Raw genomic sequence first — 15,711 nt, 5'->3', positions numbered from 1 at the left:
GGCCGCGCCCCCTTCCCAAGCAATGGTTCTCGGCAATACCTTATGGCTCCCGGCTGACCGAAGGAGCCTTCCCGTGGCAGACCGCACACCACCCCTGAGTGTCGAGGAACTGCACGCCCTCGTCGCGGGCGGCGAGATCGACACGGTGGTCCTGGCGTTCCCGGACATGCAGGGGCGGCTCCAGGGGAAGCGGTTCGCCGCCCGCTTCTTCCTCGACGAAGTCCTCCAGCACGGCACCGAGGGCTGCAACTACCTCCTCGCGGTCGACACCGAGATGAACACGGTCGACGGATACGAGATGTCGTCCTGGGAGCGCGGCTACGGCGACTTCGCGATGCATCCCGACCTCGGCACGCTGCGCAGGGTCCCTTGGAACGCCGGGACGGCCATGGTCCTCGCCGACCTCGCCTGGGACAACGGCCGGCCCGTCCTCGCGGCACCCCGCCAGATCCTCCGCCGCCAGCTGGAGCGGCTCGCCGAGCACGGCCTCACCGCGCAGGTGGGCACCGAGCTGGAGTTCATCGTCTTCAAGGACACCTACGAGCAGGCGTGGGACGCGAACTACCGCGGACTCACGCCGGCCAACCAGTACAACATCGACTACTCGGTGCTCGGGACCGGCCGGATAGAGCCGCTGCTGCGCCGCATCCGCAACGAGATGGCCGCCGCCGGGCTGACCGTCGAGTCCGCCAAGGGCGAGTGCAACCCGGGCCAGCACGAGATCGTGTTCCGCTACGACGAGGCCCTGGTCACCTGCGACCAGCACGCCGTCTACAAGACCGGGGCCAAGGAGATCGCCGCCCAGGAGGGCGTCTCGCTGACCTTCATGGCCAAGTACAACGAGCGCGAGGGCAACTCCTGCCACATCCACCTCTCGCTCACCGACGCCGACGGCACCAACGTCATGGCGGGCAAGGGCACGGACGGCATGTCCGACACCATGCGGCACTTCCTCGCGGGACAGCTCGCGGCGCTGCGCGACTTCTCCCTCCTCTACGCGCCGCACATCAACTCGTACAAGCGGTTCCAGCGCGGCTCCTTCGCGCCGACCGCCGTCGCCTGGGGCCACGACAACCGCACCTGCGCGCTGCGGGTCGTCGGGCACGGCCGCTCGACCCGCTTCGAGAACCGGCTGCCCGGCGGGGACGTCAACCCGCACCTGGCCGTCGCCGGCCTCGTGGCCGCCGGCCTGCACGGCATCGAGCAGGGCCTCGAACTTCCCGAGGCCTGCACGGGCAACGCCTACGCGGGGGACTACGCGCATGTGCCCGGCACCCTGCGCGAGGCCGCCGAACTCTGGGAGAACAGCCCCATCGCCCGTGCCGCGTTCGGCGACGCGGTCGTCGCGCACTACCGCAACATGGCGCGCGTCGAGCTGGACGCCTTCGACGCCGCGGTGACCGACTGGGAGCTGCGCCGCTCCTTCGAACGCATGTGAGAGGCCCTTCGTTGTCGCAGCCGTACGAGCTCCAGGTACTCAACCCGGCGACCGAGGACGTCGTCGCCACCGTCACCGGCGCCGGCGCGGCCGACGTGGACGCCGCCGTCGTCCGGGCCGCGCGGGCACAGGTCCGGTGGGCGGCCCTGGCGCCCGGCGAACGGGCCCGGCTGCTGCGCCGGTTCGCGGTCGTCGTCGACGAACACGTCGAGGAACTGGCCCTGTTGGAGGTCCGCGAGGCCGGCCACACCATCGGCAACGCCCGCTGGGAGGCGGGCAACGTCCGCGACCTGCTCGACTACGCCGCCGGGGGAGTGGAGCGGCTCACCGGCCGGCAGATCCCGGTGGCCGGCGGCCTCGACGTCACGATCCTCGAACCGCTGGGCGTCGTCGGTGTCATCGTGCCCTGGAACTTCCCCATGCCGATCGCGGCCTGGGGCGCCGCACCGGCGCTCGCGGCGGGCAACGCCGTCGTCCTGAAGCCCGCCGAGACGACCCCGCTCACCGCGCTGCGGCTGGCCGAACTCGCCCTGGAGGCAGGCCTTCCGGAGCACCTCCTCCAAGTGCTCCCGGGGGCGGGGCCCGTCGCGGGCACCGCGCTGGTCGACCACCCCGGCGTCGCGAAGATCGTCTTCACGGGGTCCGCCGCCGTGGGCAGGCAGGTGCTGGCCAGGAGCTCGGCCCTGCTCAAGCGCGTCACCCTCGAACTCGGCGGCAAGAGCCCCAACATCGTCTTCGCCGACGCCGACATCGAGGCCGCCGCGGCGGCCGCCCCCATGTCGTTCCTCGACAACTCGGGCCAGGACTGCTGCGCACGTACCCGCATCCTCGTGCAGCGGGACGTCCACGACCGCTTCCTCGAACTCCTCGCCCCGGCCGTCGAGTCGGTCGTCGTCGGCGACCCGGCCGACGAGCGGACCGACATGGGCCCCCTCATCTCCCGCCCCCAACTGGAGCGTGTGCGCTCGTACGTGACCGACGACCTCGCCGGCATCAGGGGGACGGCGCCGAGGGGGCCCGGCTACTGGTTCCCGCCCACCGTGCTCACCGGCGTCGACCCGCGGGCGCGCGTCGCCGTCGAGGAGGTCTTCGGACCCGTCGCCGTGGTCCTGCCCTTCGACGACGAGGCCGACGCCGTACGGCTCGCCAACGCCACCGACCACGGCCTGTCCGGCTCCATCTGGACCAGGGACGTGGGCCGCGCCCTGCGGGTGTCGGCCGCCGTCCGCGCCGGCAACCTGTCCGTCAACTCCCACTCCAGCGTCCGCTACTGGACCCCGTTCGGCGGCTTCAAGCAGTCGGGCATCGGCCGCGAACTGGGCCCGGACGCCCTCACCGCCTTCACCGAGACCAAGAACGTCTTCATCAGCACGGAGGGCCCCGCACAGTGACCGAAGCCACCGAGGGAATCATCTGCCGCCGCCTGGTCGGCCGCACCGCCGTCGTCACCGGCGCGGGCAGCGGCATCGGACTCGCGACCGCCCGCCGGCTCGCCTCCGAGGGCGCCCACGTCGTCTGCGCGGACGTCGACGGGCCGCGCGGCAGGGCGGCCGCCGAGGAGGTCGGCGGACTCTTCGTCGAGGCGGACGTCACCGACCCCGAACAGGTCGAGGCCCTGTTCAAGGCGGCCTACGACACCTACGGCAGCGTCGACGTCGCCTTCAACAACGCGGGCATCTCGCCCCCCGACGACGACTCGATCCTCGACACGGGCCTGGAGGCCTGGAAGCGCGTCCAGGACGTCAACCTCACCTCCGTCTTCCTGTGCTGCAAGGCCGCGATCCCCTACATGCGGCGCCAGGGCCGGGGCTCGATCATCAACACCGCGTCCTTCGTCGCGCGCATGGGCGCCGCGACCTCGCAGATCTCGTACACCGCGTCCAAGGGCGGAGTGCTCGCCATGTCCCGCGAGCTGGGCGTGCAGTTCGCGCGCGAGGGCATCCGGGTCAACGCCCTGTGCCCAGGCCCCGTCAACACCCCGCTCCTGCGGGAGCTGTTCGCCAAGGACCCGGAGCGCGCCGCGCGCCGCCTCGTGCACATTCCCGTCGGTCGGTTCGCCGAGGCCGACGAGATCGCCGCAGCCGTCGCGTTCCTCGCGAGCGACGACTCCTCGTTCGTGAACGCCTCGGACTTCCTCGTGGACGGCGGGATCTCGGGGGCGTACGTGACCCCCGTGTAGCCGCTCCCCCGCGGCGGCCGCGCCCCCGACCGGCCGCCGCGCACGGCACGGCTACGGTCCGCCTAGAGTGCCGGGATGAGCATGACGACGCCGCCCGGCTGGTACCGCGACCCCTCGGCCCCGCACGTCGAGCGCTGGTGGGACGGGACCGCCTGGACCGAGCACCGCCGCACCCCCGAGGCGCCGGGACAACCGCCGACACACGTCCGGTCGGCCCCGGCCGGCGGTCACCTCCGCACGAGGCCGGTCGTCCTCACCGCCGCCGCGGCCGTGCTGACCGCGGTGATCGTCACGGGCGCCGTCGTCCTGAGCGGGGACACCGGCGTCCCGGAGTCCGACGGCGTGCCGGCGGCCACGGGCGCCGCGCCGGACGCCACCCCGAGGGCCCCCTCGCCGTCCCCCTCGAGGACACCCGCCGACGACCCGACCGCGGTCGTCGACGAACTCAACGGCATCACCCTGCCGCTCCTCGACGGCTGGGCCGCGCCCGAGAACGTCAGCGACCCCGAGGTGCTGATGACCACCCCGGGGACGTACGACTGCCCGGGCGACGACGGCCTGTGCCGGCACGGCGTCGTCAGCTCCCGCACGGTGACCCAGAACGACGAGACGTCCCCCGAGGCGCTCGCCAAGGACGACATCTCCGAGGCCGCCGACCTGGCCTACGACCGCGACCGGGTCGACCGGCGGCCCTTCCACGGCATCACGTCCCACAAGCGCGTGGCCCAGGGACCGGTCGCCGTCGCGGGCCGGGCCGGCTACTTCGTGCGCTGGCGGGTCACCACCGGGGCGGGCCCCGGGGGCTACGTCCAGTCGACGGTGTTCCCGTCCAGCGTCGGCGCGCAGGCGCCGATCGTCGTCCGGTACGTGTTCGACGCGGGCGAGGACGGCCCGCCGCTCGCCGACATGGACCGGATCACCAAGGGGATACGGGCGGTCGGCGACGCGGACACCGGCGGCGGCGTGGGCAGCAGCATCGGGCCCTCCCGCTAGCCGTCACAGGAAGGTGTGCCCCTCCCCGCGGTACGTCGGGACGGTCGCGGTCACCGTCTCGCCCTCCACGAGGTGCAGCACGTCGAACCGCTCGCACAGCTCCCCGGCCTTCGCGTGCCGGAACCACACCTTGTCGCCGATCAGCAGGTCGTCGGCGGGCGCGCCGAGCAGTGGCGTCTGGACCTCGCCTGCCGCCTCCTGCGGGTCGTAGGACAGGCCCTCCGGGAGATGGGGCACGGGCAGCCGGTCCTGGCCCGCCGCGCCCGAGGCGGGGTAGCCGCCGCCCAGCACGGTCACGACACCCACCCCCGGCCTGCGGACGACGGGCTGTGCGAAGAGCGCGGCCGGACGCCCGCTGAACGACGTGTAGTTGTCGAAGAGGCGCGGGAGGTACAGTCCCGAACCCGCCGCGATCTCGGTCACCGAGTCCTCCGCCGCGGTGTGCTGGACACTGCCGGTGCCGCCCCCGTTGACGAACTCCAGGTCCGGCGCGACGGCACGCACGGCCCGCACGACGTCCGCGCGCCGCGCGGCCAGCTCCTTGCGGGCCGTGGCCTGCATCAGCCGGATCGCGCGCGAACGCAGCGGCCGCCCGCGCAGCGCGTCGCCCACCCCGGCGATGTGCCCTTCGTACGCCATGATCCCGACCAGCGCGAACCCGGGCATCCGGGCGACCGTACGGGCCAGATCGGCGACCTGGGCGGGGGAGTGCAGCGGCGAGCGGCGCGCGCCGACCCGCACCCGGCCGCCGAACATCCGCAGCGCGGTGTCCAACTCCAGGCACACCCGCACCACTTCGCGCCCGCCGTCGCGCGCCTCGTCGATCAGCCGCAACTGCGCCGGGTCGTCGATCATCACGGTGACGGCACCCGCGAGCTTGGGGTCGTTCGTCAGCTCCGCGTACCCCTTGCGGTCCGCGGACGGGTAGGCGAGCAGCACGTCGTCGAAGCCGGAGCGGGCCAGCCACAGCGATTCGGCGAGCGTGAAGGACATGATCCCCGCGAAGCCGTCCCGGGCGAGCACGCGCTCCAGGAGCGCGCGGCAGCGCACGGACTTGCTCGCCACGCGTACGGGTTTGCCGCCCGCCCGCCGTACGAGGTCGTCCGCGTTGGCGTCGAAGGCCTCGAGATCCACGATCGCGAGGGGGGCGTCTAGGTGAGCGGTGGCCCGGTCGTAGCGGGCCCGGTCGGCGGCGCGGGCAGTCATGGGCGAAGCCTGCCAGACCTGATTACCGCAGGGTAGGGGGACGTTCCGGGCAGATGCCTCCGGGCCTGCGGACTGGTTCCCACTCCCGCGTCGTCAACCCGTAGAGTGACGCGCACGCAAGCAGGGAACGGTTCCGGAGGGGTTCCTTCGGCGGGCCGGTCGCCCGGGGCCGAGGAAACGGGGGGTGCATGAGCACGGAAGCGCGCCGCGCCTCGCATCCGCCGCACCCGTCCACACCGCCAGGGCCGCCCTCCGCGGGCGAGTCGGCGGACCGGCCCGACGGGTCACAGGAATCCGGGTCCACCGAAGCCGCGCGTCGGCCGGACGGGACGCGTGCCCAGGACGGCACCGACGAGCACGCCCCCGGCCCGCGCACCGCCCGCGAACCCGACGGCCCCGCCCCGTGGCAGCACCGGCCGGGCGCCGCGCCGCGACCCGGTGCCCCGGACACACCGCCCGAGGCGCGCTTCCCGAGCCTGCGGCCCACCGGCGAACAGCCGCCGTCGCCCCGGACGCCCCCGCCGCCACCGGCCTCCGCGCGGTTCCCCGACACCCCGCCGCCGGCCTCCCCGCGCCGTCCGGACGCCCCGCCGCGCCCGTCGACCGACCCGCGCCCGCCGCGCACGGACTTCTGGGGCACCGGCCTGCCGCCCCGCCCGGCGGGCGATCCGCGCGGGCCCGGACAGGGCGCCGCACCCGGGACGGTCCCGCCGCGCCCCGCCACCGGCCCCGGCACGGCACCGCACACCTCCCGGGGGGCCGGGCTTCCGCCGCGCCCCGCCACCGGACCCCGTGTCCCCCGGCCCGAGGGCGGGGAGCGGTCCGCCCCGCCCGGCCCCGCCACCGCACCGGGCACGGCCCCCGGCGCGTCCCGCGAGCGTGCGGCCGTCCGCCCGCCCCGGCGGCCCGAGGGCCCTCCGCTCCCGCCCGCTCCGGCGACCGCGCAGCCTTCCGCGCCGGGCACCCGGGAGCCGCGCGCCGTCCCGACGTCCGCGCCGGTCGGCACGGGCAGCACGGCAGGCAGGGCCGACGCATTCGACACGGACGGCCGGGCCGGACGCCCCATACCGCCCAGGCCCAGCACCCTGCACCCCGCCGCGCGACGCACCGCGGCGCCCTCGGAGGACACGACCCGGCTGCGCACCCTGCCCGCCGGCCCTCCCGCGGCGCCCCGCACGCCTCCATCGGCATCCCGCACGCCTCCCGCGGGCGCGCGCCCGCCCGGAGGCGAGTCCTTCACCGACCCCTCCTGGCCCGCCCCGTACGCACGGAGCCCCGAAGTACGGAGCCCCGAGGTACGGAACCCCGGCGCACAGGCCCCGGCTCCCGGCATCCCGGCCCCCCGGCCGTTCGACTCCTTCCCGCCCCCCGGCGCGTTCGACCCGGAACCCGGCCCGCCCGCCGCGGCTCCCCGCCGGCGCTCCCGGGTCGTGGCCGCCGCTGCCTGCGTGGTGCTCGGGCTCGGGCTCATCGGCGGCGCGGCCACCGGGAGTTGGCTCACCGGCGACGGCACGGACGGCGACGGGAGACGGAACGCGTTCGCCGCGGCCGGCGACCTGTGGCACAGCAGCCCCGTGGACAAGCTCTTCCCGCCCACCGTGCGCGGCGAGGGCGCGGGACCCGGCGGCTCCGACCGGGTGTGGACCCGGGTCGCCGTGGCCCCGGACAGCGGCTGCAAGAAGGCCTTCGACCCCCTGCTGCGCAAGGCCCTCGCCCCCGTGGGCTGCCTGCGGCTGCTGCGCGCGACCTACACGGACGCCACCCGCAGCCATGTCACGACGGTGGGCCTGCTGTTCACCAAGGCGGACTCCGCGGCCATGGCGGCGCTGCGCACCCGGTTCGAGAAGCAGGGCCTCGACCGGCGGCGCGACCTCATGCCCCGCCCGTACGCCCCCGCGGACGGGGCCGCCGCCGGGTTCGGCGACGGACAGCGCGCGTCGTGGACGCTGTCGGTGCTGACCGACGCCCCGGTCGTCGTGTACGCGGTCTCCGGCTTCGCCGACGGCCGCACGGTCGGCGAACCGCTGCCCGCAGAGGACGCGATGAAGGCCGACTCGACCAAGTCGCCCGCGCAGGCGGGCCTGGGCCACGACGCCCGGGGACTCGCCGACCGCGTGGAGCGGAGCCTGCGCAAGTCCGTCGACCCTGCCGGGGAGGAGCCGTCATGACCCGCACCGCCGCACCCCGCACGGCGCGCCGCCCCGGGCCCCGCCGCGCGGGACTCCTCGTCGTCCTGCTGGCCTCCACCCTCGCGCTGCTGCCCCCCACCGCCGCCCACGCGGACGGCATCCGCGCCCAGCAGTGGGCACTGGAGGCGATGCACACGCAGGAGGTCTGGCGTACGACCAAGGGGGAGGGCGTCACGGTCGCCGTGCTCGACACGGGCGTGGACGACCGGCACCCCGACCTGGCGGGCAACGTCCTGGAGGGCAAGGACATGGTGGGCTTCGGCGCGGGCCGCGGCGACCGCGCCTGGGCCCGGCACGGCACCGCGATGGCGGGCATCATCGCGGGCCACGGCCACGGTGCCGGCAACGCGGACGGCGTCATGGGCATCGCCCCCGAGGCCAGGATCCTGCCCGTCCGCGTGATCCTGGAGGACGGCGACTCGTCCCGCGGCAAGGCCCGCAGCAACCGCGGCAACGCCCTCGCCGAGGGCATCCGGTGGGCCGCGGACCACGGCGCCGACGTCATCAACCTCTCACTGGGCGACGACTCCAAGTCCGCCCACCCGGAGGCGTCCGAGGACGCGGCCGTCCAGTACGCCCTCAGGAAGGGCGCCGTCGTCGTCGCCTCGGCGGGCAACGGCGGCGAGAAGGGCGACCACATCTCCTACCCGGCGGCCTACCCGGGCGTGATCGCCGCGACGGCCGTCGACCGGTACGGCACCCGCGCCCCGTTCTCCACCCGCCGCTGGTACGCCACGGTCAGCGCGCCCGGCGTCGACGTCGTCATCGCCGACCCGGACCGCAAGTACTACGAGGGCTGGGGGACCAGCGCCGCCTCGGCCTTCGTCTCCGGGGCCGTCGCCCTCATCGAGGCGGCCCGCCCCGGGCTGTCCCCGGCCCAGATCAAGAAGCTGCTGCAGGACACGGCGCGCAACGCCCCCTCGGGCGGACGTGACGACTCCCGGGGCTTCGGCTTCATCGACCCCGCGGCGGCCGTCGCCAGGAGCGCCGGGCTCAAGCCCGGGAGCCTGAGCCCGGTGGCCCACGACGACAAGTACTTCGGCGAGGGCCCGGACACCGGCAAGGACGGGGGCGCCTCCACCGCGTGGCTCGGGCCCCTCGCCGGCGGCGTCGGAGGCGTCCTGCTGGTCGTGGCCACCGTCCTGTGGCGGGGCTCCCGACCGCGCCGCGAGGACGCCGCGTAGCCGGTCAGGCGTCCGCGAGCACGTCCACCGCCGCCGTGGACACCGCCTCCACCAGCGAGATCCCCTTCGCCATCGTGGAGTTGCCGTCGGAGAGCGCCACGACGAGGTACGTGCGGCCGTCCGCGGCCACCCGTCCCACGCTGTTGATGTCCCACAGCCCGGTCGTGCTCCGCGGCAGCCAGCCGTTCTTGAGGGCGCAGTCGGACCCCGCGGCGGAGACGCCCCAGTCCTGCCCCTCGGCCACGCCGCCCATCAGCTCGCGCAGATAGGCCCGCGCGTCCTCGTCCAGTTCCGAGTCGCTCCCGAACACCTGGCGGAGCAGCGCGAGCTGGTCGGCGGCCGTGGTCCGGGTGAGCCCCCACAGCGCCCCGTCCCCGCCCTCGGTGTCCCGCAGTCCGAACCGCTCGTTCGCCGCGGCGAGGCCCTCCGCCCGGCCGATCGCGTACCAGAGGGCCGTGGCGGAGGCGTTGTCGCTGCTGCGGATCATCGCGGAGGCGTACGCCTTCTCCTGAACGGTCAGCGCACGGTCCTCGTCCTGGGCGAGCAGCAGCAGCGCGGCCAGGATGTCGACCTTCACGATGCTCGCGGTGTCGAACGCCGCGTCCCCGTACATGGCGCTCCGGCCCGACGCCAGGTCCAGCACGGCCACGGACACCCTCGCCCCGTCCTCCAGGGGCACGGCCTCCACCGCCTCGGCCAGCAGCGCGTCGGGGTCGGCGGCCGGAGTGGGAGGCGCCTGCGACGGCGAGCCGCTCGCGCGGGTGGGCGCGGTCCCTGGTTCCACGGTCGCCTCCATCGCCTCGGGTGCCGCGGACGACGATACGAGGCCGTCGCGGTCGTGGGCCCTCACGTACGCCGTCCCCGCGGTCGTGGCACCCAGCAGCACGAGGGAGGCCGCACCCACGTGGAGGAGCCGCCTGCGGCGGGACGGACGGGCGCTGCGCGGCCGTGCTCTGCGGGGGGACATGCCGCGATCGTGGGCCCCCGCGCTGTGCGTGCGGTTAGGCGTGTGTGAGAAGCGTGTCAGGGATTCCTGAGAAATCCCTCGACCCGTGAACGCCTCGTTTCCGGTCCGGGCAAACCGTGCGATCGGCCCACGGGCGGCCACCCGCCCCGGCAGCGCTAGGCTCGGTCCCCGTGGCGAACAAGAACATCCCGGACCCCGGCTTCTCCGACGACGACGGCACCGCCGACCCCCGGCTCAGCGCCGCGCTCTCGGCCTGGGCCGAGGACAGGTCGGCGCACGCTCCCGTCCTGGCGGCCCTGAAGGGCGCCCGACTGCTCGTCCCCGTCGTCGCCGTGCTCGGCGAGGTGGAGGAGGACGAGAACGGGCTGCGCCGCGAGAAGACCAGCGACATGGCCGTCCCCACCCTGAAGGCGGGCGGCCGGACGGCCCTGCCCGCCTTCACGTCCACCGAGTCGCTGGCCCGCTGGGACCCGCGGGCGCGTCCCGTGGCCGTACCGCTGCACCAAGCGCTGAAGGCCGCCGCGCACGAGAAGGCCGACACCCTCGTGCTCGACCTGGCCGGTCCGGTCCCGTACGAGCTGACGGGGCCCGCGCTGCTCGCGCTGGCCGAGGGGCGTACGACGACGGACCCGCTCGCCGATCCCGCCGTGACCGCGGCCGTGCGCTCGGCGGTCGCCGCCGAGCCGACGGTGCACAGCGCCTACCTGGGCCCGGGCCGGGCGGACGGCACCCTGGCCCTAGTCCTGGAGGAGTCCGCGGAGCCGGCGGAGGCGGCCCGGGCGGTGGCGCGGCGGCTGGCCGCGGACGAGACGCTGAGGGCCCGCCTGGTGCGCGGCCTCGACCTGGCGATCCTGCCGGCCGGGACGACGCCTCCGGGCGAGCCCTTGTTCGTACGCTCCTAGGGGCGGCGCGCCGGCCTCCCCCGCGGGGAGGGTCAGCCGAAGACGGGACCCGTGTACTTCTCGCCCGGCCCCTGGCCCGGCTCGTCCGGTACGAGGGACGCCTCGCGGAACGCGAGCTGGAGCGACTTCAGGCCGTCGCGCAGCGGGGCCGCGTGGAAGGAGCTGATCTCCGTCGCGCTGGCGTCCAGCAGTCCGGCGAGCGCGTGCACCAGCTTGCGGGCCTCGTCGAGGTCCTTGTACTTGTCGCCCTCCTCCGTCAGACCGAGCTTCACGGCGGCGGCGCTCATCAGGTTGACGGCGACCGTCACGAGGACCTCGACCGCGGGCACCTCCGCGATGTCGCGGGTCATGGCGTCGAAGTCGGGGGAGCCGGCGGACTCGGGGGATTCGGGAGGGGTGTCACTCATGCCCCACACGATAGGCCCCCGCGCGAACCCCCTCGGCAGGAGGTGGGCGACGGCCGGTTAGCGCCTTGCCCCGGGAGCTGCTAACCTTCTGTAACGACCGGCCGGACACTCCTGTGCCCGGCCCGCAAGTGGAGGCTCCGATCTCCCACCCGACCGCCCTCCGGGACGGCGGGTCACCCGGTCAGGCGGCCACCATCGTTCCGTACGGACGATGGAGCCGTCGAATATGCGCCCCGCGGTTGACCGCGGCGGTGCTCCGGTAACCCTTGGAGCCCCGCCTGCGTCCCGTCCGGGGCATTTTTCATGCGCCGCGGTGGTTGGTCCCGTGAAACAGACGTACGCGAGCTGTCTGCCAGACAGCCGTGTGGTGCTATCCGAGGAGGATCCATCAGCGCCGAGCCCCGCATCAACGACCGGATTCGCGTTCCCGAGGTACGACTTGTCGGTCCCAGCGGCGAGCAGGTCGGGATCGTTCCGCTTGCCAAGGCCCTGGAGCTTGCGCAGGAGTACGACCTCGACCTGGTCGAGGTGGCCGCGACCGCGCGTCCGCCGGTCTGCAAGCTCATGGACTACGGCAAGTTCAAGTACGAGTCGGCCATGAAGGCCCGTGAGGCGCGCAAGAACCAGGCGCACACGGTCATCAAGGAGATGAAGCTCCGGCCGAAGATCGACCCGCACGACTACGACACCAAAAAGGGTCACGTCGTCCGGTTCCTCAAGCAGGGCGACAAGGTCAAGATCACGATCATGTTCCGTGGTCGCGAGCAGTCCCGGCCGGAACTCGGCTACCGACTGCTGCAGCGCCTCGCGGAGGATGTCGCGGACCTCGGTTTCGTCGAGTCGAACCCGAAGCAGGACGGCCGGAACATGATCATGGTTCTCGGCCCGCACAAGAAGAAGACCGAGGCGATGGCCGAGGCCCGTGAGGCCCAGGCGGCGCGCAAGGCGGAAGCGAAGGCCAACCCGGGTCGCTCGCAGAACGCCGCGGACGGCGACATCGAGGATGCCGAAGGCACCGAGACGGTCACCGAGGACGCCGAGACCGCCGAGGCCCCGGCCGAGGCATCAGCCGAGGCCTGATCCCGGGACGCAGGTCCCAAGGGGGTCTCCGGACGCGAGTCCGGGGACGTGAACCCATACACATGACGTTCCGTTGTGCCCGGTTTCGCGACCGGGCACAGGAACGCCACTGACGAGGAGAGAACGGCGCTATGCCGAAGAACAAGTCGCACAGCGGTGCCAGCAAGCGCTTCAAGATCACCGGCTCCGGCAAGGTGCTCCGCGAGCGCGCCGGCAAGCGCCACCTGCTCGAGCACAAGTCGTCCCGTGTGACGCGTCGCCTCACCGGCAACGCCGAGATGGCCCCGGGCGACGCCAAGAAGATCAAGAAGCTTCTCGGCAAGTGACGTACCGGCGCCTCGGCGCCGTACGTCTGGACCGGGACCCAATCGATTTCGGGCCGTGTGAGTCTCCCCACGGCCCCGCTACAAGGAGTTAACAAGTGGCACGCGTCAAGCGGGCAGTCAACGCCCACAAGAAGCGCCGGGCAATCCTCGAGGCGGCCTCCGGCTACCGCGGTCAGCGTTCGCGCCTGTACCGCAAGGCCAAGGAGCAGGTCACCCACTCGCTGGTCTACAACTACAACGACCGCAAGAAGCGCAAGGGCGACTTCCGTCAGCTGTGGATCCAGCGCATCAACGCTGCGGCCCGCCAGAACGGCATGACGTACAACCGCCTCATCCAGGGTCTGAAGGCCGCCAACATCGAGGTGGACCGCAAGATCCTCGCGGAGCTGGCCGTCAACGACGCGAACGCGTTCGCCGCGCTCGTCGAGGTCGCCCAGAAGGCGCTGCCGTCGGACGTCAACGCGCCGAAGGCTGCGTGACACCGACCTCGGCCCCCAGCCGGATGTGACTCGGACCCGCAGGCCACCAGGCCTGCGGGTCCGAGTGCGTACGGGCCCCGCACCGCGCGGCCGGCCCGGCCGCGTGAAGCAGGCGGAACCACGTGTCCCGCACCCCATTCGCGAACCGAAGGTGACGTAACGGCATGGACGCCGCCCCTGAGCTGATCTCCCCCCGGTCCTCCCGGGTGTCCGCCGCGCGGCGGCTCGCCAAGCGGAACTTCCGGGGCAAGGACCGGCTGTTCCTCGCCGAGGGGCCGCAGGCCGTGCGGGAGGCCGCCGCCCACCGGACGGCCGGCGGGCCCGCACTGGTCGAGCTGTTCGCCACCCCCGAGGCCGCCGACCGCTACGCCGACATCGTGGGCGCGGCCCGGGACACCGGGGCCCGGGTGCACCTGGCCTCCGAGGACGTCGTCGCCGACATCTCGACCACCGTCACCCCGCAGGGGCTCGTCGGTGTCTGCCGCTTCCTGGACACCCCGTTCGAGGACATCCTCGCGGCGCGGCCCGCACTGGTCGCCGTGCTCGCCCACGTGCGCGACCCGGGGAACGCCGGGACCGTGCTGCGGTGCGCCGACGCCGCCGGTGCCGACGCCGTCGTGCTCACCGACGCGTCCGTGGACCTCTACAACCCCAAGTCCGTGCGGGCGTCGGTCGGTTCGCTGTTCCACCTGCCGGTCGCGGTCGGCGTCCCGGTGGAGGACGCGGTCCGCGGGCTCAAGGAGGCCGGCGTGCGCGTCCTGGCCGCCGACGGCGCGGGCGAGGACGACCTGGACGACGAACTCGACAAGGGCACCATGGGCGGACCCACCGCATGGGTGTTCGGGAACGAGGCGTGGGGGCTCCCGGCCGAGACCCGCGCGCTGGCGGACGCGGTCGTGCGCGTACCCATCCACGGGCGGGCCGAGAGTCTGAACCTCGCGACCGCCGCCGCCGTATGTCTCTACGCGTCGGCGCGAGCGCAGCGTGCCCGCAGTGCTCGTGCCTGAGGGGGTCCGTTCCGTCACTCCCAGCTAGTAGGGTGACGGGCTCGGGGGCCCTGCGCCAGACGAGAGGTGGGGTACGGGGATGAGTGTCGGCACGAGCGGTGCGAAGAGCGCACTGCGGGCACACGACGTGCGGAGCGCGCCCGCGCCCCGGCACGGAGACCTCGCCGAACTCGGCCTCGACCCCGACCAGCTCCCCGACGGACTCGTGATAGCCGACGAGCACGGCCGCGTGATCTGCTTCAACGCCGCGGCCGTCAGGATCACCGCCACCCCCGCAGCCGACGCGCTGGGCCGGCAGCTCGACCGGGTCCTGCCACTGGAGGACCTGGAGGGGCGCCGCTGGTGGCAGCTCACCGACCCGTACGGAGGGCTCGCGATCCGGGTCGGCCAGCCCGAGCGCAATCTGCTGCTGCCCGGCGGCAGGGAGGTCCTCGTCTCGGCGCGGTACGTGCGCCTGCGGCCCACCGGTCCGATCCGCCGCGTGGTCGTCTCGCTGCGCGACACCGAGGCCCGCCGCCGCACCGAGCGCAGCCACGCCGAGCTGATCGCCACGGTCGCACACGAACTGCGCTCGCCGCTCACCTCCGTGAAGGGCTTCACCGCCACCCTGCTCGCGAAGTGGGAGCGGTTCACCGACGACCAGAAGAGGCTGATGCTGGAGACGGTCGACGCCGACGCCGACCGCGTCACCCGGCTCATCGCCGAACTCCTCGACATCTCGCGCATCGACTCCGGACGCCTGGAGGTGCGCCGCCAGCCCGTCGACATCGGCGCCGCCGTCGGCCGGCACATCCAGGCGTACGTGGCCTCGGGGCAGTCCGCCGACCGCTTCCTGCTGCGCATCGGACAGCCGCTGCCCGACCTGTGGGCCGACCCCGACAAGGTCGACCAGGTGCTGAGCAACCTGCTGGAAAATGCCGTGCGCCACGGGGAGGGAACCGTCACCATCGACGTAGCGCCCGCGCCGTCCCCCCGCGAAGGGGAGGACGTCTGCACGTCGGTCACGGTGAGCGACGAGGGCCCCGGCATCCCGGAGGAGTCCATGAACCGCGTCTTTACCCGCTTCTGGCGGGGCAGCAAGCGCGGCGGGACCGGCCTCGGCCTCTACATCGTCAAGGGCATCGTCGAGGTCCACGGCGGCACCATCACGGTCGGCCGCGCCCCCGAGGGCGGCGCGCAGTTCCGATTTACGCTGCCCGTGGGCACCCCGGCCTATCTGGCCTGAGCCCGGCCTCCCCGGCCGGAGCCGCCCGCGGGCGCATTCGCACACCTCACCCCCGTTAGACTCGGTCTTTGGCACGTTTGCGTCCTGAGCCGAGCGCGACTCGCCCACGACTCGCGACGGGGACCTTTG

14 protein-coding genes and 1 pseudogene are annotated in these 15,711 nt (G+C 73.8%); 12 read left to right on the top strand and 3 right to left on the bottom strand.

Annotation, left to right across the window (positions count from 1 at the left end):
- Positions 1-73 precede the first annotated feature (73 nt).
- From IE265_RS07520 to IE265_RS07505, 4 genes are all read left to right on the top strand, one after another.
- Positions 74-1,438, top strand: coding sequence for a glutamine synthetase family protein (locus IE265_RS07520; protein WP_190034585.1), 1,365 nt, complete (start codon positions 74-76; stop codon positions 1,436-1,438).
- 11 nt (positions 1,439-1,449) lie between these two features.
- Positions 1,450-2,829 (top strand): aldehyde dehydrogenase family protein, encoded by a 1,380-nt coding sequence (locus IE265_RS07515; RefSeq protein WP_190034584.1) that lies wholly within the window; start codon positions 1,450-1,452, stop codon positions 2,827-2,829.
- Positions 2,826-3,617 carry a 3-oxoacyl-ACP reductase gene (locus tag IE265_RS07510; protein WP_190034583.1) on the top strand — a complete coding sequence of 264 codons (792 nt, stop codon included), beginning with the start codon at positions 2,826-2,828 and terminating at the stop codon, positions 3,615-3,617. Before IE265_RS07515 ends, IE265_RS07510 begins: the two co-directional genes overlap by 4 nt.
- A gap of 81 nt (positions 3,618-3,698) precedes the next feature.
- Positions 3,699-4,610, top strand: coding sequence for a DUF2510 domain-containing protein (locus IE265_RS07505; protein WP_190034809.1), 912 nt, complete (start codon positions 3,699-3,701; stop codon positions 4,608-4,610).
- 3 nt (positions 4,611-4,613) lie between these two features.
- On the opposite strand, the gene IE265_RS07500 is transcribed toward IE265_RS07505, so the two are convergent.
- A complete protein-coding gene (locus tag IE265_RS07500) occupies positions 4,614-5,816 on the bottom strand; it encodes an amino acid deaminase/aldolase (RefSeq protein WP_190034582.1) in 1,203 nt (400 codons plus the stop codon).
- Positions 5,817-7,246: 1,430 nt separating this feature from the next.
- Here IE265_RS07500 and IE265_RS07495 point away from each other — a divergent pair.
- Together IE265_RS07495 and mycP are read left to right on the top strand one after the other, a co-directional pair.
- Positions 7,247-7,984 carry a hypothetical protein gene (locus tag IE265_RS07495; protein WP_229916079.1) on the top strand — a complete coding sequence of 246 codons (738 nt, stop codon included), beginning with the start codon at positions 7,247-7,249 and terminating at the stop codon, positions 7,982-7,984.
- Entirely contained in the window at positions 7,981-9,189 is a 1,209-nt protein-coding gene (mycP, locus tag IE265_RS07490) for a type VII secretion-associated serine protease mycosin (protein ID WP_190034581.1), read from the top strand. The genes IE265_RS07495 and mycP overlap by 4 nt, the downstream gene beginning before the upstream one ends.
- Before the next feature lie 4 nt (positions 9,190-9,193).
- Here the strand turns inward: mycP and IE265_RS07485 are convergent, their stop codons facing one another.
- Positions 9,194-10,156 (bottom strand): serine hydrolase, encoded by a 963-nt coding sequence (locus IE265_RS07485; protein WP_190034580.1) that lies wholly within the window; start codon positions 10,154-10,156, stop codon positions 9,194-9,196.
- A gap of 170 nt (positions 10,157-10,326) precedes the next feature.
- Between IE265_RS07485 and IE265_RS07480 the strand changes: the two genes are divergently transcribed.
- Entirely contained in the window at positions 10,327-11,058 is a 732-nt protein-coding gene (locus IE265_RS07480) for an SseB family protein (RefSeq protein ID WP_190034579.1), read from the top strand.
- 32 nt (positions 11,059-11,090) lie between these two features.
- On the opposite strand, the gene IE265_RS07475 is transcribed toward IE265_RS07480, so the two are convergent.
- A complete protein-coding gene (locus IE265_RS07475) occupies positions 11,091-11,465 on the bottom strand; it encodes a DUF1844 domain-containing protein (protein WP_190034578.1) in 375 nt (124 codons plus the stop codon).
- 362 nt (positions 11,466-11,827) lie between these two features.
- Between IE265_RS07475 and infC the strand changes: the two are divergent.
- The 5 genes and pseudogenes from infC to IE265_RS07450 all read left to right on the top strand — a co-directional run bounded on the left by infC (position 11,828) and on the right by IE265_RS07450 (position 15,582).
- A pseudogene (infC, locus tag IE265_RS07470) lies at positions 11,828-12,545 on the top strand (translation initiation factor IF-3).
- A gap of 131 nt (positions 12,546-12,676) precedes the next feature.
- Positions 12,677-12,871 carry a 50S ribosomal protein L35 gene (rpmI, locus tag IE265_RS07465; protein ID WP_019065473.1) on the top strand — a complete coding sequence of 65 codons (195 nt, stop codon included), beginning with the start codon at positions 12,677-12,679 and terminating at the stop codon, positions 12,869-12,871.
- 95 nt (positions 12,872-12,966) lie between these two features.
- A complete protein-coding gene (rplT, locus tag IE265_RS07460; RefSeq protein ID WP_003970214.1) occupies positions 12,967-13,350 on the top strand; it encodes a 50S ribosomal protein L20 in 384 nt (127 codons plus the stop codon).
- 164 nt (positions 13,351-13,514) lie between these two features.
- On the top strand, positions 13,515-14,357 hold the full coding sequence (locus tag IE265_RS07455; protein WP_190034577.1) for a TrmH family RNA methyltransferase: 843 nt from the start codon (positions 13,515-13,517) through the stop codon (positions 14,355-14,357).
- A 79-nt stretch (positions 14,358-14,436) separates the two neighbouring features.
- Entirely contained in the window at positions 14,437-15,582 is a 1,146-nt protein-coding gene (locus IE265_RS07450) for a sensor histidine kinase (RefSeq protein ID WP_190034576.1), read from the top strand.
- The last annotated feature ends 129 nt before the right edge of the window (positions 15,583-15,711 follow it).

The organism is Streptomyces fructofermentans, from assembly GCF_014651055.1.
GTDB lineage: Bacteria > Actinomycetota > Actinomycetes > Streptomycetales > Streptomycetaceae > Streptomyces > Streptomyces fructofermentans.
This window is presented reverse-complemented; position numbering and strand designations above follow the sequence as displayed.